This window comes from Candidatus Methylomirabilis sp. (assembly GCF_028716865.1).
Lineage (GTDB): Bacteria > Methylomirabilota > Methylomirabilia > Methylomirabilales > Methylomirabilaceae > Methylomirabilis.
In genome coordinates this window covers 22,991-42,812 of record NZ_JAQUOY010000002.1, presented here as the reverse complement: position 1 = coordinate 42,812, position 19,822 = coordinate 22,991, and the positions used below count along the sequence as shown (strand labels likewise).

Here is a 19,822-nt window from a genome sequence, read left to right as displayed (position 1 = left end):
CGGATGGTTTGATCAGCGGCCTAAAACCCATAATCGCTTTGCCTTTCCCCTAACACCCTGGCCAGCATCTCCGAGAGGGTACGAAGGTAATACGGCTTCGGCACAAAACCGACCACCCCCTCATCAAGCAGCGCTTGTACCGCCTCATTATGCCCATAGCCGGTTGAGATGATGACCTTGATCGACGGATTGATCGCTTTGAGGGCATGAAAGGTCTCGCGTCCTCCGAGCCTCGGCATCACGAGGTCAAGGAGGACAAGATCGATCTCGCAGCCATGCTCACGATAGTAGGTCACGGCCTGCTGACCATCCTCGGCAATCACAACCTCATAGCCAAGGTGCTGCAGCAAGTCGGTAGAGGATTCCCGTACGAGCTGATCGTCATCAACGAGGAGGATGCGACCCTGACCGACAATGGGTTCGAGCGGTCTCGTATCGGCAGGGTGTGGCATCGCGGCAGCAACCAGTGGGAGATACACCTTAAAGGTGGTCCCCTGTCCGACCTCACTGTACAGCCGGATCGAACCGCCGTGGTTCTTGACAATCCCATAGACCATCGCCAACCCCATCCCGATCCCCTTCCCTTGTTCCTTCGTGGTAAAGAACGGCTCGAAGATCCGGTCCTGGGTCTCTCGGGGGATGCCGTGACCGGTATCGGTGATGGCGACCATGACATAAAGACCGGGTACCGCACCCGTATGCCATCGGCAGTATTCCGCATCGAGTTCGACAACGTCGCTCTCGAAGTAAAGCTCCCCCCCATCTGTCATGGCATCGCGGGCGTTGATGGCGATGTTGAGCAGGACCTGCTGGATCTGATCCGGATCACCCATCACCGTCGCCTGCTCAGCCTTGAACTGATGAGTAATAGTGATTCGCTTGTCGATGGTTTGACTCAAGAACGAGACGACCTCCCGAATGGCTTGATGCAGATCTACCGTGATATGCTGGTGCTTCCCTCGCTTCGCAAAGCCTAAGAGCTGGCTCGTCAATCGCGCAGCCCGATCGGCGGCCTGCTGAATAACATCGGCAGCGCGAAACACCGAATCCCCCGGTTCCGCTCCCATCTTGAGAAGAGTAGCAGAGCCCAGGATGGCGGCCAGCAGGTTGTTGAAATCGTGGCCAACCCCGGCGGCCAGTTCGCCAATCGCCTCCATCTTCTGCGCCTGGCGCATTTGAGCTTCGATCTTTGCCTCTTGCGTGACGTCCTGCAGAACGGCCACATAGTTGATGATGCGACCAGCAGCATCCCGGACCGGAGCGATCGTTTCCTTCACCTCAATGAGCGTCCCATCCTTGCGTCGATTCGTAAGACGGCCGTTCCAGACCTCGCCGCGCGTGAGCGTCTCCCACATCTCACTGTAGTGATCCTCCTGCTGTTTACCGCTCTTCAGCAGTCGTGGGTTCTGCCCCAGCGCCTCCGGCCTCGAATAGCCGGTCACTTGCTCAAAGGCCGGATTGACATACTCGATTGCTCCCGCCGTATCGGTAATCATGATCGCCTCGGCTGCCTGTTCGATCGCCGTCGTGAGCATCCGGTGAGCAACCTCCACCCGCTTCCGCTTGGTGATGTCGGTGTGGGAACCGGCCATCCGTCTGGGCTTCAGAAGCCCATCGTGCGGCGCCATGCCCCGATCAAAGATCCATATATACGAGCCATCCTCATGCCGCACCCGATACTCAGCCTGATAATGGACGGTAAACCCGCCAAGGTGTGACTGAAGCTCTGCTGTGGCCTCGTCGCGATCCTCCGGATGGACTCTTGCCCACCATGTTGCCATCGGAAGATGCGCCTCCTGCGCTGGTAGGCCGACCATCGCCATGGTACGGGCGGAGCAGTAGACCTCGTCGGTTTCCAGATTCCAATCCCACAGTCCATCGTTCACCCCATCGACGGCGACCGCGTATCGGGCTTCGGATTCACGCAGGGCCTTGGTGCGAATCTCCAACAGGTCCCTGACCCAGAGCAAGGACCGCTCGCGTCGCGCCTTCTCACAGAGTTCGACAAGATAGCCCGGTTCAAACGGCTTGTGTGCATACGCATCGGCCCCCTTCTGGATGAATTCAAGGGCCAGGGCCGGCGTGGGATTGCTGGTCATCATGATGATGACGGTCGGCGCCTCCTGCTGTTTGAATTCGCACAGGAGTTCGATGCCCATCGTGTCGGGCAGGCGGTCGTCGAGGATCACGACCTGTGGCGTAGATGTCCTGAAGAGGAACCGCCCCTGCTCACCGGTCTTCGCGACATGGACGATGTACCGCTGGGCCTCAAAGGCCTGCTTCAGTACCTCGGACTGGAGCGGATTATCTTCGACGATCAGGACCGTCAAGGGGATGACCGGCGTTCGACCATTCAACAGATCCCGTACGGCAGACCGGAAGCTCGACGGATCGAAGGGGGCGGAGAGGAAAGCATTGGCGCCCAGGTCGACGCTAATGAGTCGGGCATCTACTCCGGCGTAGGTCCAGGAAATGACGAGAATCGGGATCGCGTTGAAGGCCGCATACTCGGGGGACCGAAGCAGCCGACAGAACCGCCACCCATCGATGCCGGGCATATATAGGTCGGTGACGATCAGATCGACCGGACCGTGATCGACCAGGGAACGAAGCGCCTCCTCGGCACTGACAAAAGAACGGACCCTTATGCCCTCCTGTTCCAGGAGGGCGGCCACCAGCCGCAATTGAGTAGGGCCATCATTGACAACGAGTGCGGTTGGGCATTGAAAACGAATCATGGCACGCCCCCTCTCACCCCTCCCGCACGAACGCTGTCAGGGCAGTCAGCAGTCGGGTGAAGGCTGCCTCCAGATCAGCGCACACCCTCTCCGCTCGTGCGAGATCACCGGCCCGTCTCAGTCCTTCCAGCTCAGAGGCTGCCCGTATCACCGCCACTGCGCCGAATAATTCGGCCGCGCCCTTGAGTGTGTGGGCCGCCCGGCTGAGGGCAGGCCCATCCCCCCTGGTGAGAGCGACCTTTACCTCTAGCAGGTGCTTCGGACCATCGGTCAAGAACAGTGTTGCTAATTCCTGGAGGAGGACTGCGTCACCACCCGCACGGGTCAAGGCCACGGCACGATCGAAGGGGCCGCCTGAATCCGTCTGAGATCCGTCAACCTGACATAGAGTAGCCGTGTCGTCACCGTGCTCACCCGTTCTGCAGGCATCCTCACCGGCCATTCTCTGCATACCTCGACCGCAGCAAGTATCAATAAGGCTCAGCAGAGCGGCAGCCGAGAATCGGATGGATTCCAACGCTTCACGCCCCTCCTGAGCGTGGATCCCCCTACCCATCGCACCCACCGCCTCCAGGATTACCTTCATCTGCGCGTCGGCTGCATAAGCGAAGGCCAGGAGACGTTGCCGTATCGCCAGACTCTGGGCCTCTGATACTGCCTTTGCCTGCTCAAGGATGACGGCGCGCTCCTTCCACGCTCGGGTCCGAGCGGCTACCTCCTGCTCCAGACGCGCAAGAGCGCTTTGCTGTTCCGTGAGGAGCGCATCAGAGGTCTCCAAATGCTGGGCGACAATTCGTCGGTGTTCCTCCTCAAAGACCTGCTGCTGTCGCTCCAGTTGTATAATTCTCGCCTCCAATACGCATACCAGATCCCATCCTGGTCGAGCCTCTGATCTCTCCTTCTCTGGACCGAAGAAACGGTCTAACTGTTCGGATAGGAGGAGTTGGTCCGTCATGAGGTGTCGCCGAGCTTATTCCAGTCCCATCAGCACATCGGCCTTTGCCAACTCCCGATCGAGATCGTCCCAAAGGACCGTATACCCCTGGCGATCGATCGACAGGGCGGCAAAGATGGAACCGCTGGGGGAATCGACCCTGCCGATGCCGATAGCGCTCCGCTGTTTCGCAGAACACAGGAAGTCCGCGATCTCAACAGCTTGCGCGATCGGCCGACTGTCGCCTTCACAGACATCGGCGCGGTGATGATATCGGATGGCTGCCATCGTTGAAGCGGGAAGGTTCCAATGACAGGCCACCCGTTCGCCAAGTTGCGTGTGGTCAAATCCCAGCCTCTGCCGCTCACATTCGCAAAGCGGTCTGCCGGTCGAGACCACCCTCACGATGTCGTTGAAGGCCTTATGTACAAACTGATCCATTAGAATGAGGCCAAAATCGTGCAATAGACCGGCCATGTAGGCCTCCTCATACCGCCGGACGCCACAACGCGATGCCACAAAACGGGACGCAACCGCCACAGAAACCAGATGTCGCCAGAGGCCCTTCCGACTATAACAGCCAACCGTGGCGTCCGCCTTGAAGATGTCAGCGAGGGACGCGGTAGCGGCGAGATTCTTGACTTCATTGTACCCCAGGTAGATGATCGCATCACGTACGGTGCCGACTTGCCGGCGCAGGCCATAGGCGGCTGAGTTCGCCGTTCGTAGCAGGCGCGCAGCCAACGAGGGGTCGCGTTCGACCGCGACCTGCAACTCGATCGCCGACGATCGCGGATCGTTGACAATCCGAATGATCTCCATCACAAGCTGAGGCATCATCGCGGAGACCTCTCGAATACGACCCGCGATCTCGTTCAACTCTCCTTCAGCCGTATCGAACACGATGGTTGAGCGGCTCATGATCTCTCCTTGAACCGGTTTGGTAATCTACAGATCACCCATATTCTCAGCACGTTTCGAGTCGCCAGGAGCCCATCTCGCGGTCCCGGATTACCCTCCCTCTCGCGCACACAGGATATTATCGGTCGGTCTCGACAAATCATTAAGCGGTATCGCTTACGTGCAGACCTTGACTTCTAGCGGAGTACCTGGTAGCCATCGTGGCAAGCGCGTCAAGGGTCGGCGTCAGCTCGGCGAGGCCCCCTCGAGGGCAGATCGGCAGGCGGCTCGTAATGCACATAGGCATCCAGCGCTACGGCCACTGTACAGCCGGCCTGCCGGAGTCTGGCAAAGTAGTCGTGTAGCGAGGTCGAAAGGTCCAGATCTTCGCGAAGCGGCTCGACGGCGCGGCATGTACTGCCTTTGAAGATGGTACAGAAAGGGGCGAGGTTGTCCACCTCCGCCAGTTTCTCCCCGTATCGGTGCGCCCGGCGCAGAGCGAACTGCCGAAGCGCTTTGCCGGTCCCTTTGTAGTCAGCCTTGACCCGCTGGGTGGCTGGACCTTGATTCAACGTTGGACCAACGACGGCGATGCGCCGGTCACGGTCGAACGCCGCCAGTAGGCGCTTAAGCCACCCCGGCGTAAGGATCAGGTCACTGGAGAGCAGAATCACCGGATCGTCGTGAACAGATTCCAGGAGCTGATTGAGCAGCCGGACGGTGGGGAGATTGCTTGTGCCGATCCGCCACCCGCCGGGGCACACCGCTTCATGCGCCGGCTCAGCGCCATTGCCGTTTCCGTGTGATGGAAGAATGGTAATTGCCAGCGGGTGCTTCGCATGCTGGACAAGCGACGGCCACAGGGGGGCAAGCCCATGGCCGTTGGAAACGATGACGACACTGAGCGGCGCCTCCCCTGTCACGGCTGGCTGAGCCTGGCTCACAACCTTATCAATGCGTTCGACAGGCTCACCACAGGTCTCCTGCCACCAGTGGCTTTGGTCCTCACACCAATGGTCGGCGCCGACATCCGGAAGCGGGATAGACGGGTTTGATTCCCTGGCTGTCTGAGCCGGAAAGCGATATCCCTTTTCGTAGGGGGCGTCCGCAGGGATGTCCCACTTCGCCTTGAACAGCTCCCAGTTACGCATGAGGCTTTGACGGTAATCGATCTTGGCGGATTTGAACGTCTGGCTTCCGGTATGATGAATGAAGGCATCCAGCGCGATCCGCGCTCGAAAGCCGACCTGAAACGCCCGAATGCAGAAGTCGTCATCCTCAAAATTGCCGCTGCCGAACTGCTCGTCCAACCCACCGATGCGCGCAATGACCTCCTTCCGCGTCAGCAGGCAGAAGCCAACCACCCGGGTCGCCTCGGCGCTTTGCCCGTCGTGGCCTTGAGCCCACTTCACAGCGAAAGCTTCAAGCCCCTCTGGGCCCTTGTAGGAGACCTCCCGGACCAGTTGGGGGCCCGAAACATAATTGGACATCGGCCCGACGATACCAACGTCAGGATGCGCTAGGAACACCTGCAGCATCCGCTGAAGCCAGCCTATAGTGACGATGGTGTCGTTGTTGAGTAGCAACAGATAGTCGCCTCGAGCTAATGCCAACCCCTGATTGTTCCCGGCGGCGAAGCCTCGATTGCTCCGATTTGCGATGACGCGCACGTTGTCATGCGCAGCCATGTAGCTACGCAGGTACTCAATTGTCCCATCGTCTGAGCCGTTATCGACGATGACAAGCTCATGCAACTCTGGCGTGTGGGCCTCGATACTCGCCAAACACTTCCGGGTGTGCTCAAGGCCATTGTGGGTCAGGATGATGATGCTCGTAAGCTGCCCCTCCATGACCTTCGCCCGAACCCGAAAGCTTGCCGCAGTCGGCTTGAACCAGTCGATCCCCCAAAGCTCCATGGGGCTTGGAACATTGCCAGGCCCATAATGGGTCACGAGATTGGCGTAGAGCCGGTCGGTGCTTTCCTGAACAAGCCGCGACGTCTTCGTCTCTGCCTCCGACTTGAAGCTGACCTGGCCCTCATGGTGGACAAAAGCATCGGTGGCCACAAGGAGTCTATAGCCCCTCAGGCGCAATCGCCATGACAGGTCGAGGTCGTCGTTTCCCAGGAACAGATCCTCATCCAGCAGCCCAACCTCATCGAGTACCTTTCGAGGTACCAGCATGCAAAATCCGATCAGCAGCTTCGTTTCGACGGCCTTGCCCTGATTAACCCCGCCTAATAGGTCAGCCAATTCAGCGAGCGTCATCGTGGCCGGTCTATGGGCCGGCAGATAGAGGTGAAACTTCTGGAGCCCTGCCACATAGTCGGAAACCGGCCCCACCGCGCCGACACCAGCGGACGCGTGAGAGAGCAGCCGCTCTAACCAGCCCGAGGTGACAACCGTATCAGGATTGAGCAACACCACATGCTGGCCAGCGGAGGCACGGATCCCCTGGTTGCAACCCCGCGAGAACCCGGCGTTTTCAGCGTTCACCAGCACGGTAATGCGGCCCTGGTATTCCGCCAGGACGGCGCGCGTCGCATCGGTGGAGGCATTATCTACCACAATTAGCTCGAGGGGGGATCGGGTAGAGCTGAAGACGCTCTCCAGACAGGCCCGGATGGTGCGGACTGAATTGTAAGTGACGATCACGATGGACACGAGTGGTTCATGAGAGATAGATCTCGCCCCACTCAACGTCTCGGGATCTTTCGACAGTCTGTCGGCTCTCAGGGTGACACTATCTGAAGCGTCTCTGTTCCCGCTTATGGCGGCCAGATTCTCGGCGGCGACCGTATTGCCCGAATTGAGTTGCAGCACCCGCTGGTAGAAACGTTTGGCATCCTCCGGGCGTCCAGCCTCGGCGTAACAATTCCCCACAACGAGGAGGGTTTCTACATCATTCGGGTTCTCCTGTAGAATGGTGCTGTAAGCTTGAACTGCCTCAGTATAACGCTCGCTGTCGAGGCAGACGCGGGCCAGGACCTTCAGAACATCGGTATCGTGGGGGTTGAGTGCCAGCGCCCGGCGCGCCGATGCTTCGGCCTCTTCGGCGCAGCCTAGGCGCAGTAGTACGGCAGCCAGGTTACCATGCGCGGGCGCGTAATCTGGCGCCAACACCGTAGCCTTAACGAACTCACGCCGTGCTGCCTCGACGTTGCCTAATCGCAATGCAACGTTGCCGAGAGCAACGATGATCTGCGGATCGTCCTGGGCTTGGTCATGTGCCTCCCTGAGGGCATCATGCGCAGAAGCCCAGTCTTCTCTAGCGGCACATTCATCGGCCCGGCGGAGCCATGCGCTAATATCGACCCGTGAGGTCTGTGCGCCGGTAACCTTGCCTGTTTCGGCGCAAGATCTCCTGGTCAGGGCATCTCTGTAAATTATTTCCAGTTGATCCGCATTCTCTCGAATAGTGCTCACGGAACGGACGCTCCGGCGAAAGGTCGTTACTCGGTTGGGATCGCTGACAAACACGCGGAGCTTTTTGGCCAAGTCATCGGAGTCGCCCGCCTCGAAGAGTAGACCGTTCTCACCGTCCTGAATAATCTCAGGAATACCGCCAACGTTGGAGGTAATAACGGGCACACCTGCATGCAGGCATTCCCGAACGATACACGGGTAGTGCTCGCTCCTCGACGGGATGACTGCAACATCAGTGTCAGCCAGGATGCGCGCCAGGTCGGCTGGACTGTACGCCCCATGGTATGTCACCTGATGCCGGGGTTCGATCTCGGTCATGACCCGCCTAAAATACGCCGGATCTTGAACCTGGCCGTAGAGGTCCAGCCGTGCCGTTTTCGGGTCAATGCGATTGAACGCGTGGATTGCCAGATCCACACCTTTAGTAAAGCAGATATTCCCCAAAAAGGTGAATCGTAGCCGATCAGTACGAGGTATCCACGGAAGCACATCGAAGGTGGGCAGTCCCAGCGGCGACAGGGTAACACGAGGGTGTTCAAACCTGTGACGGCTAAGCATCTGCCGCATGAACTTAGATGGGACAATAATCGTATCGATAGACCTGACAGTCTGTTCCAGACACTGTCGGCGTAAAGCCAGTGTATAGAAGATCTTGGGTGTCTGTTCCGATTGAAGCGTTAAACCGTACCGTCCAACAAGGCACTGCACACACTTGTCCACAGTTTCCGGTCCATCCTTACAGTAGACGCCATGAGGCTGCAAGAAGTGGCACTGTTCGCAGATCAACCATCCGTCGTGCATGGTCATCACGCTTGGAAGGCCTTGCTCCCTGAACACCTGAACGGCAGCCGCCGAGACGCCGATCAGATGTTGGATGTGGACCAGATCCGGTCTGAGACGTGACACGTATTGCCTCAGCGGGGGCAGCAACCGCTCATTATTGAACTGACTGATGAGGTCTGCAGGCCTGACGTGAATGCGCGCCACCTCTAACCCCTCATACCTCTCCTCAACGATGGTCCCCTCCTCTGAGCCCCCGCTGTAGTCAGGATACAGCACGCACACGTCATGGCCCCGACTGCGCAGTTCTTGCGCCAGGGCATAGGTGTACAGCTCAGTCCCGGCCAACCTTTGGGGAGGAAAGCCATGGACCACCAGCAACAGACGCATGCGTTCGCCTGGCCGTGATGACTGCGATGTGTCCTCGGACTCCTCGCGCCTCTGAAGAGAGATCTGACGTGAATCGCTCTGAGCGGCAGACGCTTGGCGCGCGACGGTTTTACCTACTACGCTTTGTTGCGCGGCATGGACGGTCTGAATGGAGTAGAGTTCGGGATGATTTAAGACAATTTGGGCCTTCAGTTGCTTATCCTTTTTCAGTGCATCTGTGTACATACTTTGCGCTTTAACGCGATAATGAAAGAGGGCGCGCGGAATCCGTTTGGCCCTATGACCCCTTTTACATGCTGCGATCCAGAAGTTCCAATCTTCGTATGAATCCATTCTGGTATCGTATCCTCCAACATCATCCCAGACCCGACGACGGTACAACGAACAATAATTAGGCAGGTTTTGTTGAGTTAACCGACAAAAATCAAACTCTGCCGCTGCAACATACCGTTCAACAATCCCGAAGTCTTGACGATCACTATAGACAATGGAAATATCAGATTCTTTCATTAACAAAGATATCATCTGCTCGATGCATTCCGGCATCAGCTTATCGTCGCTGTCAAGCGGTAGAATAAAATTGCCCCGTGAGGCCAGCACACCCGCATTGCGGGCATCGGACAATCCCCCATTCTCCTTTTCCACTAACCGGATATTGCAATTTGAATACGTACGAATTAAGTCATGGACGATTTTCGACGCGTCGTCGGGGCTCCCGTCGTTCACGACGATGCATTCCCAGTCACGAAAGGACTGCGCCACGACACTCTCCACAGATTCATGTAGGAAATGTGCTTGCTTGTAGCACGGAACAATTACCGATACGGTCGGTCTTGTCGACATTGTCACAACCAATTCTTAGTTCTCTTCAAGATCGTATGGTACGGCGTTATGCTTCTATCAGCGGCATACTCAATGTCTGGCTCATTGGCTGGACTTGTATGAAGAAGCGTATATGTTCGTCAATAGGCGCCTTGCCCAGCGCATTTACATACGAGGCCAAATTCACAATAAGGGAATACGCATCCTCACTCTCTCGAGACCGTTCGATTTCCAGCACACGAAGACGATGCTCAAAAACAGAAGCACCTGCTGTCAGTAGCGCGGCTGCCCTGAAGGTCAAAGATGGAACGGCCGCATCTTCCAATCCGTAGGATCGGAGAAAAGTGAAGAGGTCTGAGATCCAGAATATCTCATGAAATAATGCCAGAGATTTATCCGGGTAACTTCCTGAATCCTTGATGATCGCCCGTCTCGGGTCGTGCCAATCCCGTTCATCTTTCGCGTAAAACGATTCCTCTTTACCCGTGACAATTTTCCCCTTCATGGCAAGATAGCTGACCAATAACTGATCGGCATAAGTAGGCCAGATTGCCTTTGTCCGCAGGAACTCAAACCATTCAAGAAAAGGCTTGCGACGTATCACAGACCACGTCAGGATACCGTTGAGATGCGCCTGTTTGTACAAGGCCAGCAGCCTCGCCCCTTGTTCCTGTTCTTCGATATTCTGCAACCGAAATAGATTGAATTGAGTGGGCGAATAACTCAAGTATGTCGAGGGGACAATGGCCATCGTGTCTGATGGGGCTGTTCGAGATTCGCTGCACATGCTTCGGATAAAATTGACGCTATAGGGATCATCGTCGGAGATCGGCAGTATCCATTCCGCCTCCACTTGGACAGCGCGTAAGGTTCGTTGCATCACATCCTTGAGGCCGATATAGGTAAACTTGCCGTCCTCCGCCAGATTTCTAGTCTGGCGGATAATCCATTCTTTCTTCTGGTCGTCTTCCTGTCCGTCCGCGATGGTCACATGGATATCCGTCGCCTCCTCGGCTGTACCCACCACGTGGCGAATGATATCTCGTGTCACGGGAAGAAATCGAATAGTCGGTAAAATAACATTCACCGTGGGAATCATGCTGCGCAACACCTTTCCTTTGGAATCGCATAGAGAACGGCCCCAGTCCCACACCACGCATGTAAGCGCATGAGAAAGCGATAATCCTGTAGCGTGTCCATCAGGAAGGTCGGTGTACGCCACAGCCCATCCTGATTGTGATATACGGTAACGGCCAGCATGGGGCGCTGGCGTTGCAGGATATTCAGGCCGCCTCGTAGCGCATCCAACTCCCCTCCTTCCAGATGGATTTTTCCGTACGTGACGGGGAAGTTGAGATCATCCAATCGACAGGTTCGTACGTTGCCATCAGCCTGATTCACAATTCGTGAAGCCAGGTCCATCCCGTGACTGAATGATCGGATGCCGCTTTCAGCCGCCAATGCGCAATCCTGCACCTGAATACGTCTGCTCATTTCGACAGGAAGTGAAGCTACCCAAGCTCTCAAGTGCACAATATTCTCCCGGTCAGCTTCTACCGCAAGGATCGCGCGAAACCGGCCCCCCATGATATTGAGCCAACGATCTGCGATGTCGCCGTGATAGGCGCCTGCATCGAGAAAGTATTCGTTCTCATTCATGACCGGTCGGACCGGCTCTATGAAATATCGGTCGTCAATACGCACGGGAGCGTTCTGGAAAGACCATTCCTCCCGATGCAAGCGCCACGCCATAAACTGGAGGTGGGCCGCTCGGGACCAGTCGTCGCTCCAACCCGATAGCACGGCGCTTGTTCGGCTCATATCTTCCCCGTTAAGCCGACCAGCGAACCAACCGTTGCCCATTGGCAGGTAATCGGTATAGGTCTCCAGGAGATCGTATACAGGAAAAATATGCCGCCACCCCATGGCCGAAAGATCGGCTCGGATCGGCTTATAGGGAGCATTGACAATACATACGGCTACCATGTGGCTGTCTCGGTCGGCCTGTCTGACTGCATCGAGTCTCCTGATCGGGATATCGCCTGGGAGTCGACCACCGGCCGTCGGAGACCGGTCCAGAGCATAGGCCACGGGGATACCGAGTCGACGAAACAGATCGGCCGCCAAGTGTCCAAGCTTACCGGCACCGTACAGTACCAGAGGCCGATCCACTGGGCGAGGGCTGATCTCGCTACGGCGCGTTGCCAACTCCGACAGAAGTCGGATTGCCTCGGCCGTATTCGGCAACGCACGGATATTCATTGTGCCGATGTCAGTCGTTGCGCCCAGTATGCCAGGCGGACATCCGATGGATAGGTCGCGCGGTAATGGAATACCGAACTTTTGGTTCGTTCATAAAGAAAAGAGGGAACGAAGCCGGTCGGCCGCTTCGATGCGCCACTGTCGGAGAAGCGCCAGGCCTCAGCGCCCTGACACGCGCGAAACCAGTCGGCCGGCTCGCAGCCGAAGACCGGCCGGAGATCGTACGATCGCTTTTCTTCCTTGAGAACGGCCTGGTAATGGGTCATCAAACCGTCGGCCGTACGCTCCACGGCAAAGCGTGCACGTGCCGTGCGAGCGGCGTTTGCTGAGAGCCTGGCGCGTTCATCCGGATTAGCGGCCAGCCAGTCCAGTGCATCGGCAAAGGCTGCAGGCCCATCCACCACGATACCGGTTTCCAGGTGGGTGACCAAATGACGCTCCGCCGGGTTATTCAAGACAATGGGCACCACACCCATAGCCATGGCCTCCAGCAGTGCATTCTCGGTGGTCCCGTAGTGCAGGGGATTGAGCAGATACGCCAGCACATCAAAACCCGCTAGTTCTTTCGCGACATCAGCCCGATAGCCACGGAGTTCTAGATCTTTGATCCCGGTGGATGCCGCGTTCGTCAATAGCTCTGTCCCAGTGGTAGGGTCACCCACTAGGGCCAGGCGAAAGCTCGGCAAACGGACGGCCGCTAAGAAATCCATCAAGCGTGGATGCAACTTGGCGAAGTTGAGAGTACCGACATAGCCCACCCGTAACGAGCCGTTATGATGGCGGGCAGATGGTATTGGTAAGTCGTGGAAACCACCGGAGCTATACACCACACCCACCCGTTGCCTCACTTTTGGCTCAAGAGCTGCCAGGCGTGGATGTTCCCAGGAACAGGGAGAGGTAAAAAGAAACCGATGCGGAGCCGCCACAAAGGCGGGAGGTATTTCGGGGGGATGTAGTCCAGAAACATGACTCCATACGACCAGTCGCATCGGGGGTAGCTCATCAGCGCACATCCAACCCGCAACTACCGGGTGGTGCCACCATTCCAGTTGTACGATATCGGCCTGGCGGATCTGTCCTGCCAGTTCCTGGTTGGTCGGGCAGAGCAGCAGGTGTCCTCCGTGTGCCTGTACCTGTTCGGCAAACTGAAATTTTTCCGGAGCTTCCAGACAGGCCACTGTGTGCCGAATGCCGCTCTGCCGACGCTGGGATTCGGCCACCAGGGATGCCAGCACCTTGCCGACACCGCCGCCAAGATGCGCGGTAATATGTAGGAGCGACACCAACGTCAACTCCGTCACTTGCCCGCTGCGATTTCTGAAGAGCCTCTCGTCCTGACCCTATCTCTGTTCGAGTGCGCAAGCGATTCGACGCCAAGGACGCTTGCCGACAGATGGGGGAATAAGGCATTCGCGCTTAATCCCATATTCGTTTCTCCGTATCGGCGCGGTAGCTTTCGTCCACGTAGCATACCGACTTCACCGTTTCATCGATGTCGACGCTATCGGCCAAAGCCTGGCCATAGAGGGAATCGATTAGTGGCAGTGACAGCTCGGTTTCTTCCGGCTCGATGCCCGTCATGAGCCAGTCGACGATGAAGGAACGGATGCCTTCATGAATGTCGATCTTATGATGAAACAGTTCCTGATTCTTATGGCCTAGCGCATTGATGAAACTGCCGTCCGCACGAATCCGGAGATACATGCCTTCCGGTGCAACAAGTACCGACTCGGACAACAGGTGGTGACGATAGACTTGGCTGGGCTCGCCACCTCGCGATCCGGGAAATAGGGCGGAGGTATTGTCTGTCATGCCGTACGGGTTATCAGAACCGAACCAGCCGGTGATGTAATACCCCTGCATCGTCTTCCCGAGCATACGTTGCAACGCATCTTGGATCGAACCCTTGATCCCGAGGTCGGCAACTGCGATCCGGCTGTCCCGGGTTATGCCCAGACCGCCGACATACCGCAGGTATGCTTCCCGTTCATCCCGGGCATTGGCCAGGATGTCATCAAGATAACGCTCCACCAGCGCTACAGCCTCTGGGTCGGAATGCACCAGGTGGTCGTCCACAGCAGCGTCTGAACCATTCAGCCCGTAACGTAAGCGTAATAATCCCTCGGAACTCCCGGAGTAGTCGTCATCGAGCAAAGCCAGCGCGTCTTCAGCAGTTCGCAGGGAGGCTACCCCGGCCATGCGGCGAGAAGTAGCGAAATAAAGCCCTTCCGGAAGGTCTCGTAACTGTTTCTCCGCTCTCAACCAGTTGTACAACCGAACCAGAAGATAGCCCTCCCTGGCAAGGAATAACAACTTGTCCGCTGGACGGCGCCGCAGATTCCGGATCAGCCAAGCGAGCCAGGTCAGGAGCAATGGTCCGAAAAACACGTATCCGAATTGATGCAGGTCATGGATCCGGACCCGTCCACCGTGGATCATGGAACTAAACGGATCGGCGAACAGACGTCTCGCCAGCATTCCCAGGAGCACACCGTCGTGCGTCGTGCATGCCTCACGCAACAAAGGATTCAGTCGGGAACGGATAAACAAATCAGGCGGTGATAACACGCGAAATGCCCTCATGCCCTGCTCGATTGCGCGCGTCACGTCCGAATGTTCTCCATCGCCGATATGAAGAATTCGGCGGCCCCGGTAGATCGACCGGAGGTGGGCAAAGAGCTTCCCCGAGTGTTTCGACGCGCCCTCCTCACTCGATATTGCCAGATGTGAGACCGTCGGTATTGCACATCGATTCAGAATCATATCGATCATCGACCTGGATAAGTGCGTGTCTGTCAGTATACATACGGTTTTCCCGTTGCGGAGACAGCGGGACAGCAAGCTGATCATTGCTGCCCTTGGGGAAGATAGCGCGATCTCCATCGCAATTTCGGCCTGCTGCAGAGCGTCAGCTATGGCATGCGATATGCCCATTGATTCTTTCATATAGCCATAGACGGCATCCAAGTTGAATGCATATCGTCCATACTGTTTGCAACACACCTCCTCTGCTTCCTTTCGTATCGACAGTAAGTCACCCTGATACCCCAGTTCCTTTTTAGTCCGCCAGACTGCCGTCTCGAGTATGTCATCGGATCTCGTCGCGGCCCGAACGACAAGCGTCTCAAACAGGTCAAAAGAAATGACCTCGTGTTCCGCGATCAAGCCCTCAAGCTCAGAGAAAGCCCTTTGATGTATATCCGGAGGCGTGGGCAACACTTCACTCAACGCCGCCAACGTACCGTCCATATAGAGTACGCGAATGCCGTGCAAGCGACAGAATGGGGCGATGCGCGCACTGATCGTGCGCCAGTAGATATCCGAAGCCGCAATGATAATCAGATCAACGCCCTGCCGTCGGACGCTCGAGTCTGACAGGACGACCTTACCGTACAATATCCGGCCGACGTTTGCCGGATCCTTGTCTATAAGGCCTACGACGTTGAAACCATCAAGAATTGCGAGGACTGTCTTGGCAACAACGCCCAGCCCATAGACGGCGATAGCACGTGGTTGAAGTCCTACAACTGCGGACAGCAACGTGGGGGCATATGAGGTTGGAAGGTCACACCGTACTTGCATCGAGTTGCTTCTGACGTGTCCGTATTTTACCGTCCTTCAATTGTAACGCCGCCTGCACCTCTTTCGCTCCAATGGGCAAGGCACAATAGCGACACGATTCGATAAACCTCTCGCTTTCAAAGACATCCAGTTGCCGTCGGATCTCTTCCGCGCACGCCGTATGCAGCTCGACCACATTCGTCTTCGGAATTCGGCCTAGCTTCACCCCATTCGCCTGCACAGCGCAGTGAAACAACGTTCCCCGGTACAGTCTTCGACAGCTTTCCAGAAAACAATCCCTGTAATTCTTTTCGAGTTCCTGGTCATTCACTGTATTGCGCTGAAATTGAATCAGGTCAAACCAATATCGATCGGCGATTTGCACTACTTGGACGCCGTGCCGCTTCAGCTTTTCAATTGTGTCTTTAATCTTCTTCTTCTGTGCATCATTTAAACTCTGACTATAGTCAGAATTCGTGACAATGACCCGCTCAGACGCCAACGCTGCGCACAACTCGTCGGACGGCATGATAGTTCCGTTGGTAAACACCGCGATATATCCGATGCCCGGCAGTTTCCTGATTTCCTTAATGATCGCAGCGATATTCCTATGCGCAAACGGCTCTCCGCCAACGATATCCAATCTATGTAAGAACGTGATGGAGGCCGTTAGTTTTTTCAGGTCTGCAACAATCTCATCGATCGAGACCATTTCTTTGCTGTCCAAATACGGCACCGCTTCGCAACATTGGGCACATTTGAGATTGCACCACTCGCCGATAAGATATCCGACACTGTTGAATGTGGAGCCATCGGTCTTGATGTCTTGAGGAATCTCTTTGGAGGCGAGCCGTTCCGTTAATCGCATGAAGTACTCGCATTTAAATGGTTTTGTATGATACCCAATGCATGTCATGAGATTTTCATGCTTCTCTTCCCGTGCCAGATTCGCGCAGTGCAAGTTTTGCAGGACATACGTCAATTTTCTTCCATCGATGATCTTAGGCCCTATTCCCGCTGAGAACTTATTGACCTCGAATTGCATCGACCGAAATAACTCCGCTGAACCGGCCGCAAGAACCAATACATCTTCTTCGGACAGTTCGGATACCTGCTCGGACGGCTTTACTGCGAAATGAAGCCCGTTAGTCACGGTGCTACTGCTCCTCCTATCGAACCCTCCCTTGATAGAAATGGCGAGCTCATTCAGCCGTAACATCAGAAGTGTGGCGGTTCTCCCGAGCGCTCCGTAGATATAAATCGGTTTATTAGCCAATTCGTGAAGAACTGCATCCAGCATGTGTTCGCTGGCGCGACCTTCGCACATTAACCTTTCGTATTCTTGATAAAGTTCATCCATATGACTATCTCTGTAAGTAACTCGTCGTTTTCCATGAACCGCACTCTGATGAATCCTGCGCAGTGACTCTCTTCAAAATGGTGTCCACGTGTGCATCAATATTGTCCGGGAGACAATGACTCAACTGGCCGCAGGCGGCACACGTAGGATCGTCTTTGCGACGACCTTGCAGGTGGGCAACCCGGTGCTGGTGCATGAGTTCGCCGTTCCAGATGTCTTTCAGTGATCGCATACGGACATCGCCGATGCTGAGTTCGCGTGCCCAGTCCAGGAAACAAAGGCTTACGGTGCCATCCGTGTTTACCGCCATGGAATAAAAGATATAGGGACAGACCGCAACTTCCTGCACCGTATTGCCGTAGATGCCTCTGGTAATCTGAACCCCGGCGCGTTCCTCCACATCGAAGTTCGGCCAGCAGGGGGCGACATTTTCGATGAACATCCGGTCCGCAATGTCGCCAAAGGTATCGAAGAACCGCTGCCGCTCCTCTGCAGACAGGAAGTCACCCGGAATTTTCACACAGATCTCGCAGTGACCCTTGTGCGCGTAAAGCCATCGGATATTCTCGACGAATTGGTCGAAATCGACCCGGGTCCTGGTGAACTCCCAGTATTGTTCGCTCGACATACCGTCCACTGAGATGTTGATGCGATCAATTCCCGCATCCAGGATTGGAGCCACCCTGTCCGGTGTGAGCAGGTAGCCATTGGTGGTGGTGTCGATGTACTGTACGTGGCCGCTTGCCTTGGCGTAGCGCACCATATCAGCGAAACGTGTATGCAATAGGGGCTCGCCTTCCTTATACAAACGGAGCACCTTGAGCGGCCTGTCGAATTCGCTCAGATCGTCGATGACCTTCTTGTACAGTTCGAAATCCAGCCGACCCTGCCAACGTCCCGTAGATTTGATCAGGTCCCGGTCTCCGGTGGGGCAGAATTTACATCGGAAATTACAGGTACTGTCCGGATCGATGAACAACACGAACGGGGTAGAAAGGGGAATGACCTCCTGCAGCGGGGTTCGATTTTCCAGGTTGATCCTTGGTTTCACCTGCGCTTGCATGGGTCGCTTCCTTTTATGCCGGTTCAAGCGGGACGCGCATAACGGGCGGCCTCCCACAGTGTGTTGTTGAATGAAGGTGTCTGTACGAGCTGCCCACTACTTCGCAACCCGGCTGCCAGCCCCACGCAGGCGCCGCAGTCCCCCTTCGAGTGAAATCTCCGGCAGCCATCCTGGCAGAACTTCTGCGCCTTCCCAAGGCTGAAATACCTCGCGCCGGCGGTAAGGCTGTGTACCCCAACGTACCCTCACCGGATGAGATTGATCGGAGACGTTGAGCATCGCTACCAACTCACGCAGGGAAACCGCCTTGGCTGATGGCAGTCGATAGATACGGCGTTCCCCCGCCTTAAACGTCTGTACTTGCTCGCATGCCATCGCCACACCTCGAACCAGATCTGCCACATGGACGAGGTGGAGTCGTTGTGCGCCTTCCGACATGGCGAATTCATCGCTCGATTCGGCCGCAGCTTGGAGCCGACTGAGCAGCTTGTTTCTTGGGTCATCCTCGCCGTAGCTGTCGTACAGGTGGAGTTCCAGGAGACGCAGACCGGCAGCGTCCAAGTAGTACTCCGCGAGAGTCGAGAAGGCCTGCTTGGTCGCAGCGTAGAGATTGACCGGACAGTAGTTGCGATCATGGTAGTGCTGCCAGGAGGTGCCCGCATAGACCAGAGCATCACAACCGGCTGCCCCCATGGCATCCAACAGATATGCGCCGAATTCTACATTAGCCTGTACTAAGGGCCCCACATCCTCATATCGATGCTCGGCCACATACAGGGCGGCCAGATGTACGACGACGTCCGGCATAAACTCGGTCAACGCCTCGCAAAATCCGGAGCCGTTTACTCCAACTCTCCAGGTCGGAAGATCGGACGGCTCCGGCTGGAGGGTCGAGTTGTCATGCACGAGACAACCCACACAATGCCCACGATCGCGCAGGTGCGGCATCAGATGGGAACCAAGAAAGCCGGTCGAACCGGTTACAAGAATCTTCATCCGGCAGCCTCGCCATCGAAAGGACTGACAAACGCTCCAAAGGAAGGGTGCGCCCGATCTCGATCGGATAGGATCGGATCGGTAATTGACCAGGGAATACCAGCGGAACTCCATAACACGCCGCAGTCATGCTCCGGTGAATACGCGCTTGATGCCTTATAGACCATGGTAGCCGTCTCACTCAGTGTACAGAAACCATGAGCCAAGCCTTTCGGAATGTAGAGCATATTTCCGACTTGGGCGGACAGTTCGACTAAGGCAAAACGGCCATACGTGAAGGAGTTCCGACGCAGATCCAACACCGCATCCTGAACCCGTCCGCTCACGCAGTAAACCAGCTTTACGTGATCCATCGGCGGCAACTGGAAATGCAGTCCTCGAACCACTCCACAACGAGAAACGGAATAGAATTCCTCGGCATACTCTGAGTAAAGACCCGCATCGACAAAGACTTGTCGGTTCCACACCTTCACAAACCGACCGCGATTATCTTCGTAAATATGGGGCCGTATTTCCACGCAACCCGGAATGACCGTATCGATAGTTTTGAACACACCATCCATGGTTGGCTGCTTTGTGTTCAGCCGATCT

The 19,822-nt window shown here is 56.2% G+C and carries 12 protein-coding genes; all 12 read right to left on the bottom strand.

The features are described from left to right. Positions 1–20: 20 nt before the first annotated feature. The 12 genes from PHV01_RS01315 to rfbC all read right to left on the bottom strand — a co-directional run bounded on the left by PHV01_RS01315 (position 21) and on the right by rfbC (position 19,794). Complete coding sequence (locus PHV01_RS01315) at positions 21–2,738, bottom strand: response regulator (RefSeq protein ID WP_337289341.1); 2,718 nt, start codon at positions 2,736–2,738, stop codon at positions 21–23. A 13-nt stretch (positions 2,739–2,751) separates the two neighbouring features. Further along, positions 2,752–3,693 (bottom strand): Hpt domain-containing protein, encoded by a 942-nt coding sequence (locus PHV01_RS01310; RefSeq protein WP_337289340.1) that lies wholly within the window; start codon positions 3,691–3,693, stop codon positions 2,752–2,754. A 15-nt stretch (positions 3,694–3,708) separates the two neighbouring features. Further along, a complete protein-coding gene (locus PHV01_RS01305) occupies positions 3,709–4,593 on the bottom strand; it encodes an HDOD domain-containing protein (RefSeq protein WP_337289339.1) in 885 nt (294 codons plus the stop codon). A gap of 212 nt (positions 4,594–4,805) precedes the next feature. Further along, positions 4,806–9,167, bottom strand: a complete 4,362-nt coding sequence (locus tag PHV01_RS01300) for a glycosyltransferase (RefSeq protein WP_337289338.1) — start codon at positions 9,165–9,167, stop codon at positions 4,806–4,808. 889 nt (positions 9,168–10,056) lie between these two features. After that, positions 10,057–11,088, bottom strand: a complete 1,032-nt coding sequence (locus PHV01_RS01295) for a hypothetical protein (RefSeq protein WP_337289337.1) — start codon at positions 11,086–11,088, stop codon at positions 10,057–10,059. Further along, a complete protein-coding gene (locus PHV01_RS01290) occupies positions 11,085–12,251 on the bottom strand; it encodes an FkbM family methyltransferase (RefSeq protein ID WP_337289336.1) in 1,167 nt (388 codons plus the stop codon). The genes PHV01_RS01295 and PHV01_RS01290 overlap by 4 nt, the downstream gene beginning before the upstream one ends. Beyond that, positions 12,248–13,534 carry a glycosyltransferase family 4 protein gene (locus PHV01_RS01285; protein WP_337289335.1) on the bottom strand — a complete coding sequence of 429 codons (1,287 nt, stop codon included), beginning with the start codon at positions 13,532–13,534 and terminating at the stop codon, positions 12,248–12,250. The genes PHV01_RS01290 and PHV01_RS01285 overlap by 4 nt, the downstream gene beginning before the upstream one ends. A 133-nt stretch (positions 13,535–13,667) precedes the next feature. Further along, positions 13,668–15,833 carry a hypothetical protein gene (locus PHV01_RS01280; RefSeq protein ID WP_337289334.1) on the bottom strand — a complete coding sequence of 722 codons (2,166 nt, stop codon included), beginning with the start codon at positions 15,831–15,833 and terminating at the stop codon, positions 13,668–13,670. Next, positions 15,817–17,172 (bottom strand): radical SAM protein, encoded by a 1,356-nt coding sequence (locus PHV01_RS01275; protein WP_337289333.1) that lies wholly within the window; start codon positions 17,170–17,172, stop codon positions 15,817–15,819. The genes PHV01_RS01280 and PHV01_RS01275 overlap by 17 nt, the downstream gene beginning before the upstream one ends. Positions 17,173–17,176: 4 nt before the next feature. Next, positions 17,177–18,235 (bottom strand): radical SAM/SPASM domain-containing protein, encoded by a 1,059-nt coding sequence (locus PHV01_RS01270; protein WP_337289332.1) that lies wholly within the window; start codon positions 18,233–18,235, stop codon positions 17,177–17,179. Positions 18,236–18,331: 96 nt separating this feature from the next. Further along, positions 18,332–19,231: an NAD(P)-dependent oxidoreductase gene (locus tag PHV01_RS01265; RefSeq protein ID WP_337289331.1), complete on the bottom strand. Its 900-nt coding sequence runs from the start codon at positions 19,229–19,231 to the stop codon at positions 18,332–18,334. Then, positions 19,228–19,794, bottom strand: coding sequence for a dTDP-4-dehydrorhamnose 3,5-epimerase (gene rfbC, locus PHV01_RS01260; RefSeq protein WP_337289330.1), 567 nt, complete (start codon positions 19,792–19,794; stop codon positions 19,228–19,230). The genes PHV01_RS01265 and rfbC overlap by 4 nt, the downstream gene beginning before the upstream one ends. Positions 19,795–19,822 lie beyond the last annotated feature (28 nt).

Bases quoted from the DNA above. Each gene is read 5' to 3' on its own strand.
- PHV01_RS01315 (WP_337289341.1), bottom strand. From the start codon at position 2,738: ATGATTCGTTTTCAATGCCCAACCGCACTCGTTGTCAATGATGGCCCT.
- PHV01_RS01310 (WP_337289340.1), bottom strand. From the start codon at position 3,693: ATGACGGACCAACTCCTCCTATCCGAACAGTTAGACCGTTTCTTCGGT.
- PHV01_RS01305 (WP_337289339.1), bottom strand. From the start codon at position 4,593: ATGAGCCGCTCAACCATCGTGTTCGATACGGCTGAAGGAGAGTTGAAC.
- PHV01_RS01300 (WP_337289338.1), bottom strand. From the start codon at position 9,167: ATGCGTCTGTTGCTGGTGGTCCATGGCTTTCCTCCCCAAAGGTTGGCC.
- PHV01_RS01295 (WP_337289337.1), bottom strand. From the start codon at position 11,088: ATGATTCCCACGGTGAATGTTATTTTACCGACTATTCGATTTCTTCCC.
- PHV01_RS01290 (WP_337289336.1), bottom strand. From the start codon at position 12,251: ATGAATATCCGTGCGTTGCCGAATACGGCCGAGGCAATCCGACTTCTG.
- PHV01_RS01280 (WP_337289334.1), bottom strand. From the start codon at position 15,833: ATGCAAGTACGGTGTGACCTTCCAACCTCATATGCCCCCACGTTGCTG.
- PHV01_RS01275 (WP_337289333.1), bottom strand. From the start codon at position 17,172: ATGGATGAACTTTATCAAGAATACGAAAGGTTAATGTGCGAAGGTCGC.
- PHV01_RS01270 (WP_337289332.1), bottom strand. From the start codon at position 18,235: ATGCAAGCGCAGGTGAAACCAAGGATCAACCTGGAAAATCGAACCCCG.
- PHV01_RS01265 (WP_337289331.1), bottom strand. From the start codon at position 19,231: ATGAAGATTCTTGTAACCGGTTCGACCGGCTTTCTTGGTTCCCATCTG.
- rfbC (WP_337289330.1), bottom strand. From the start codon at position 19,794: ATGGATGGTGTGTTCAAAACTATCGATACGGTCATTCCGGGTTGCGTG.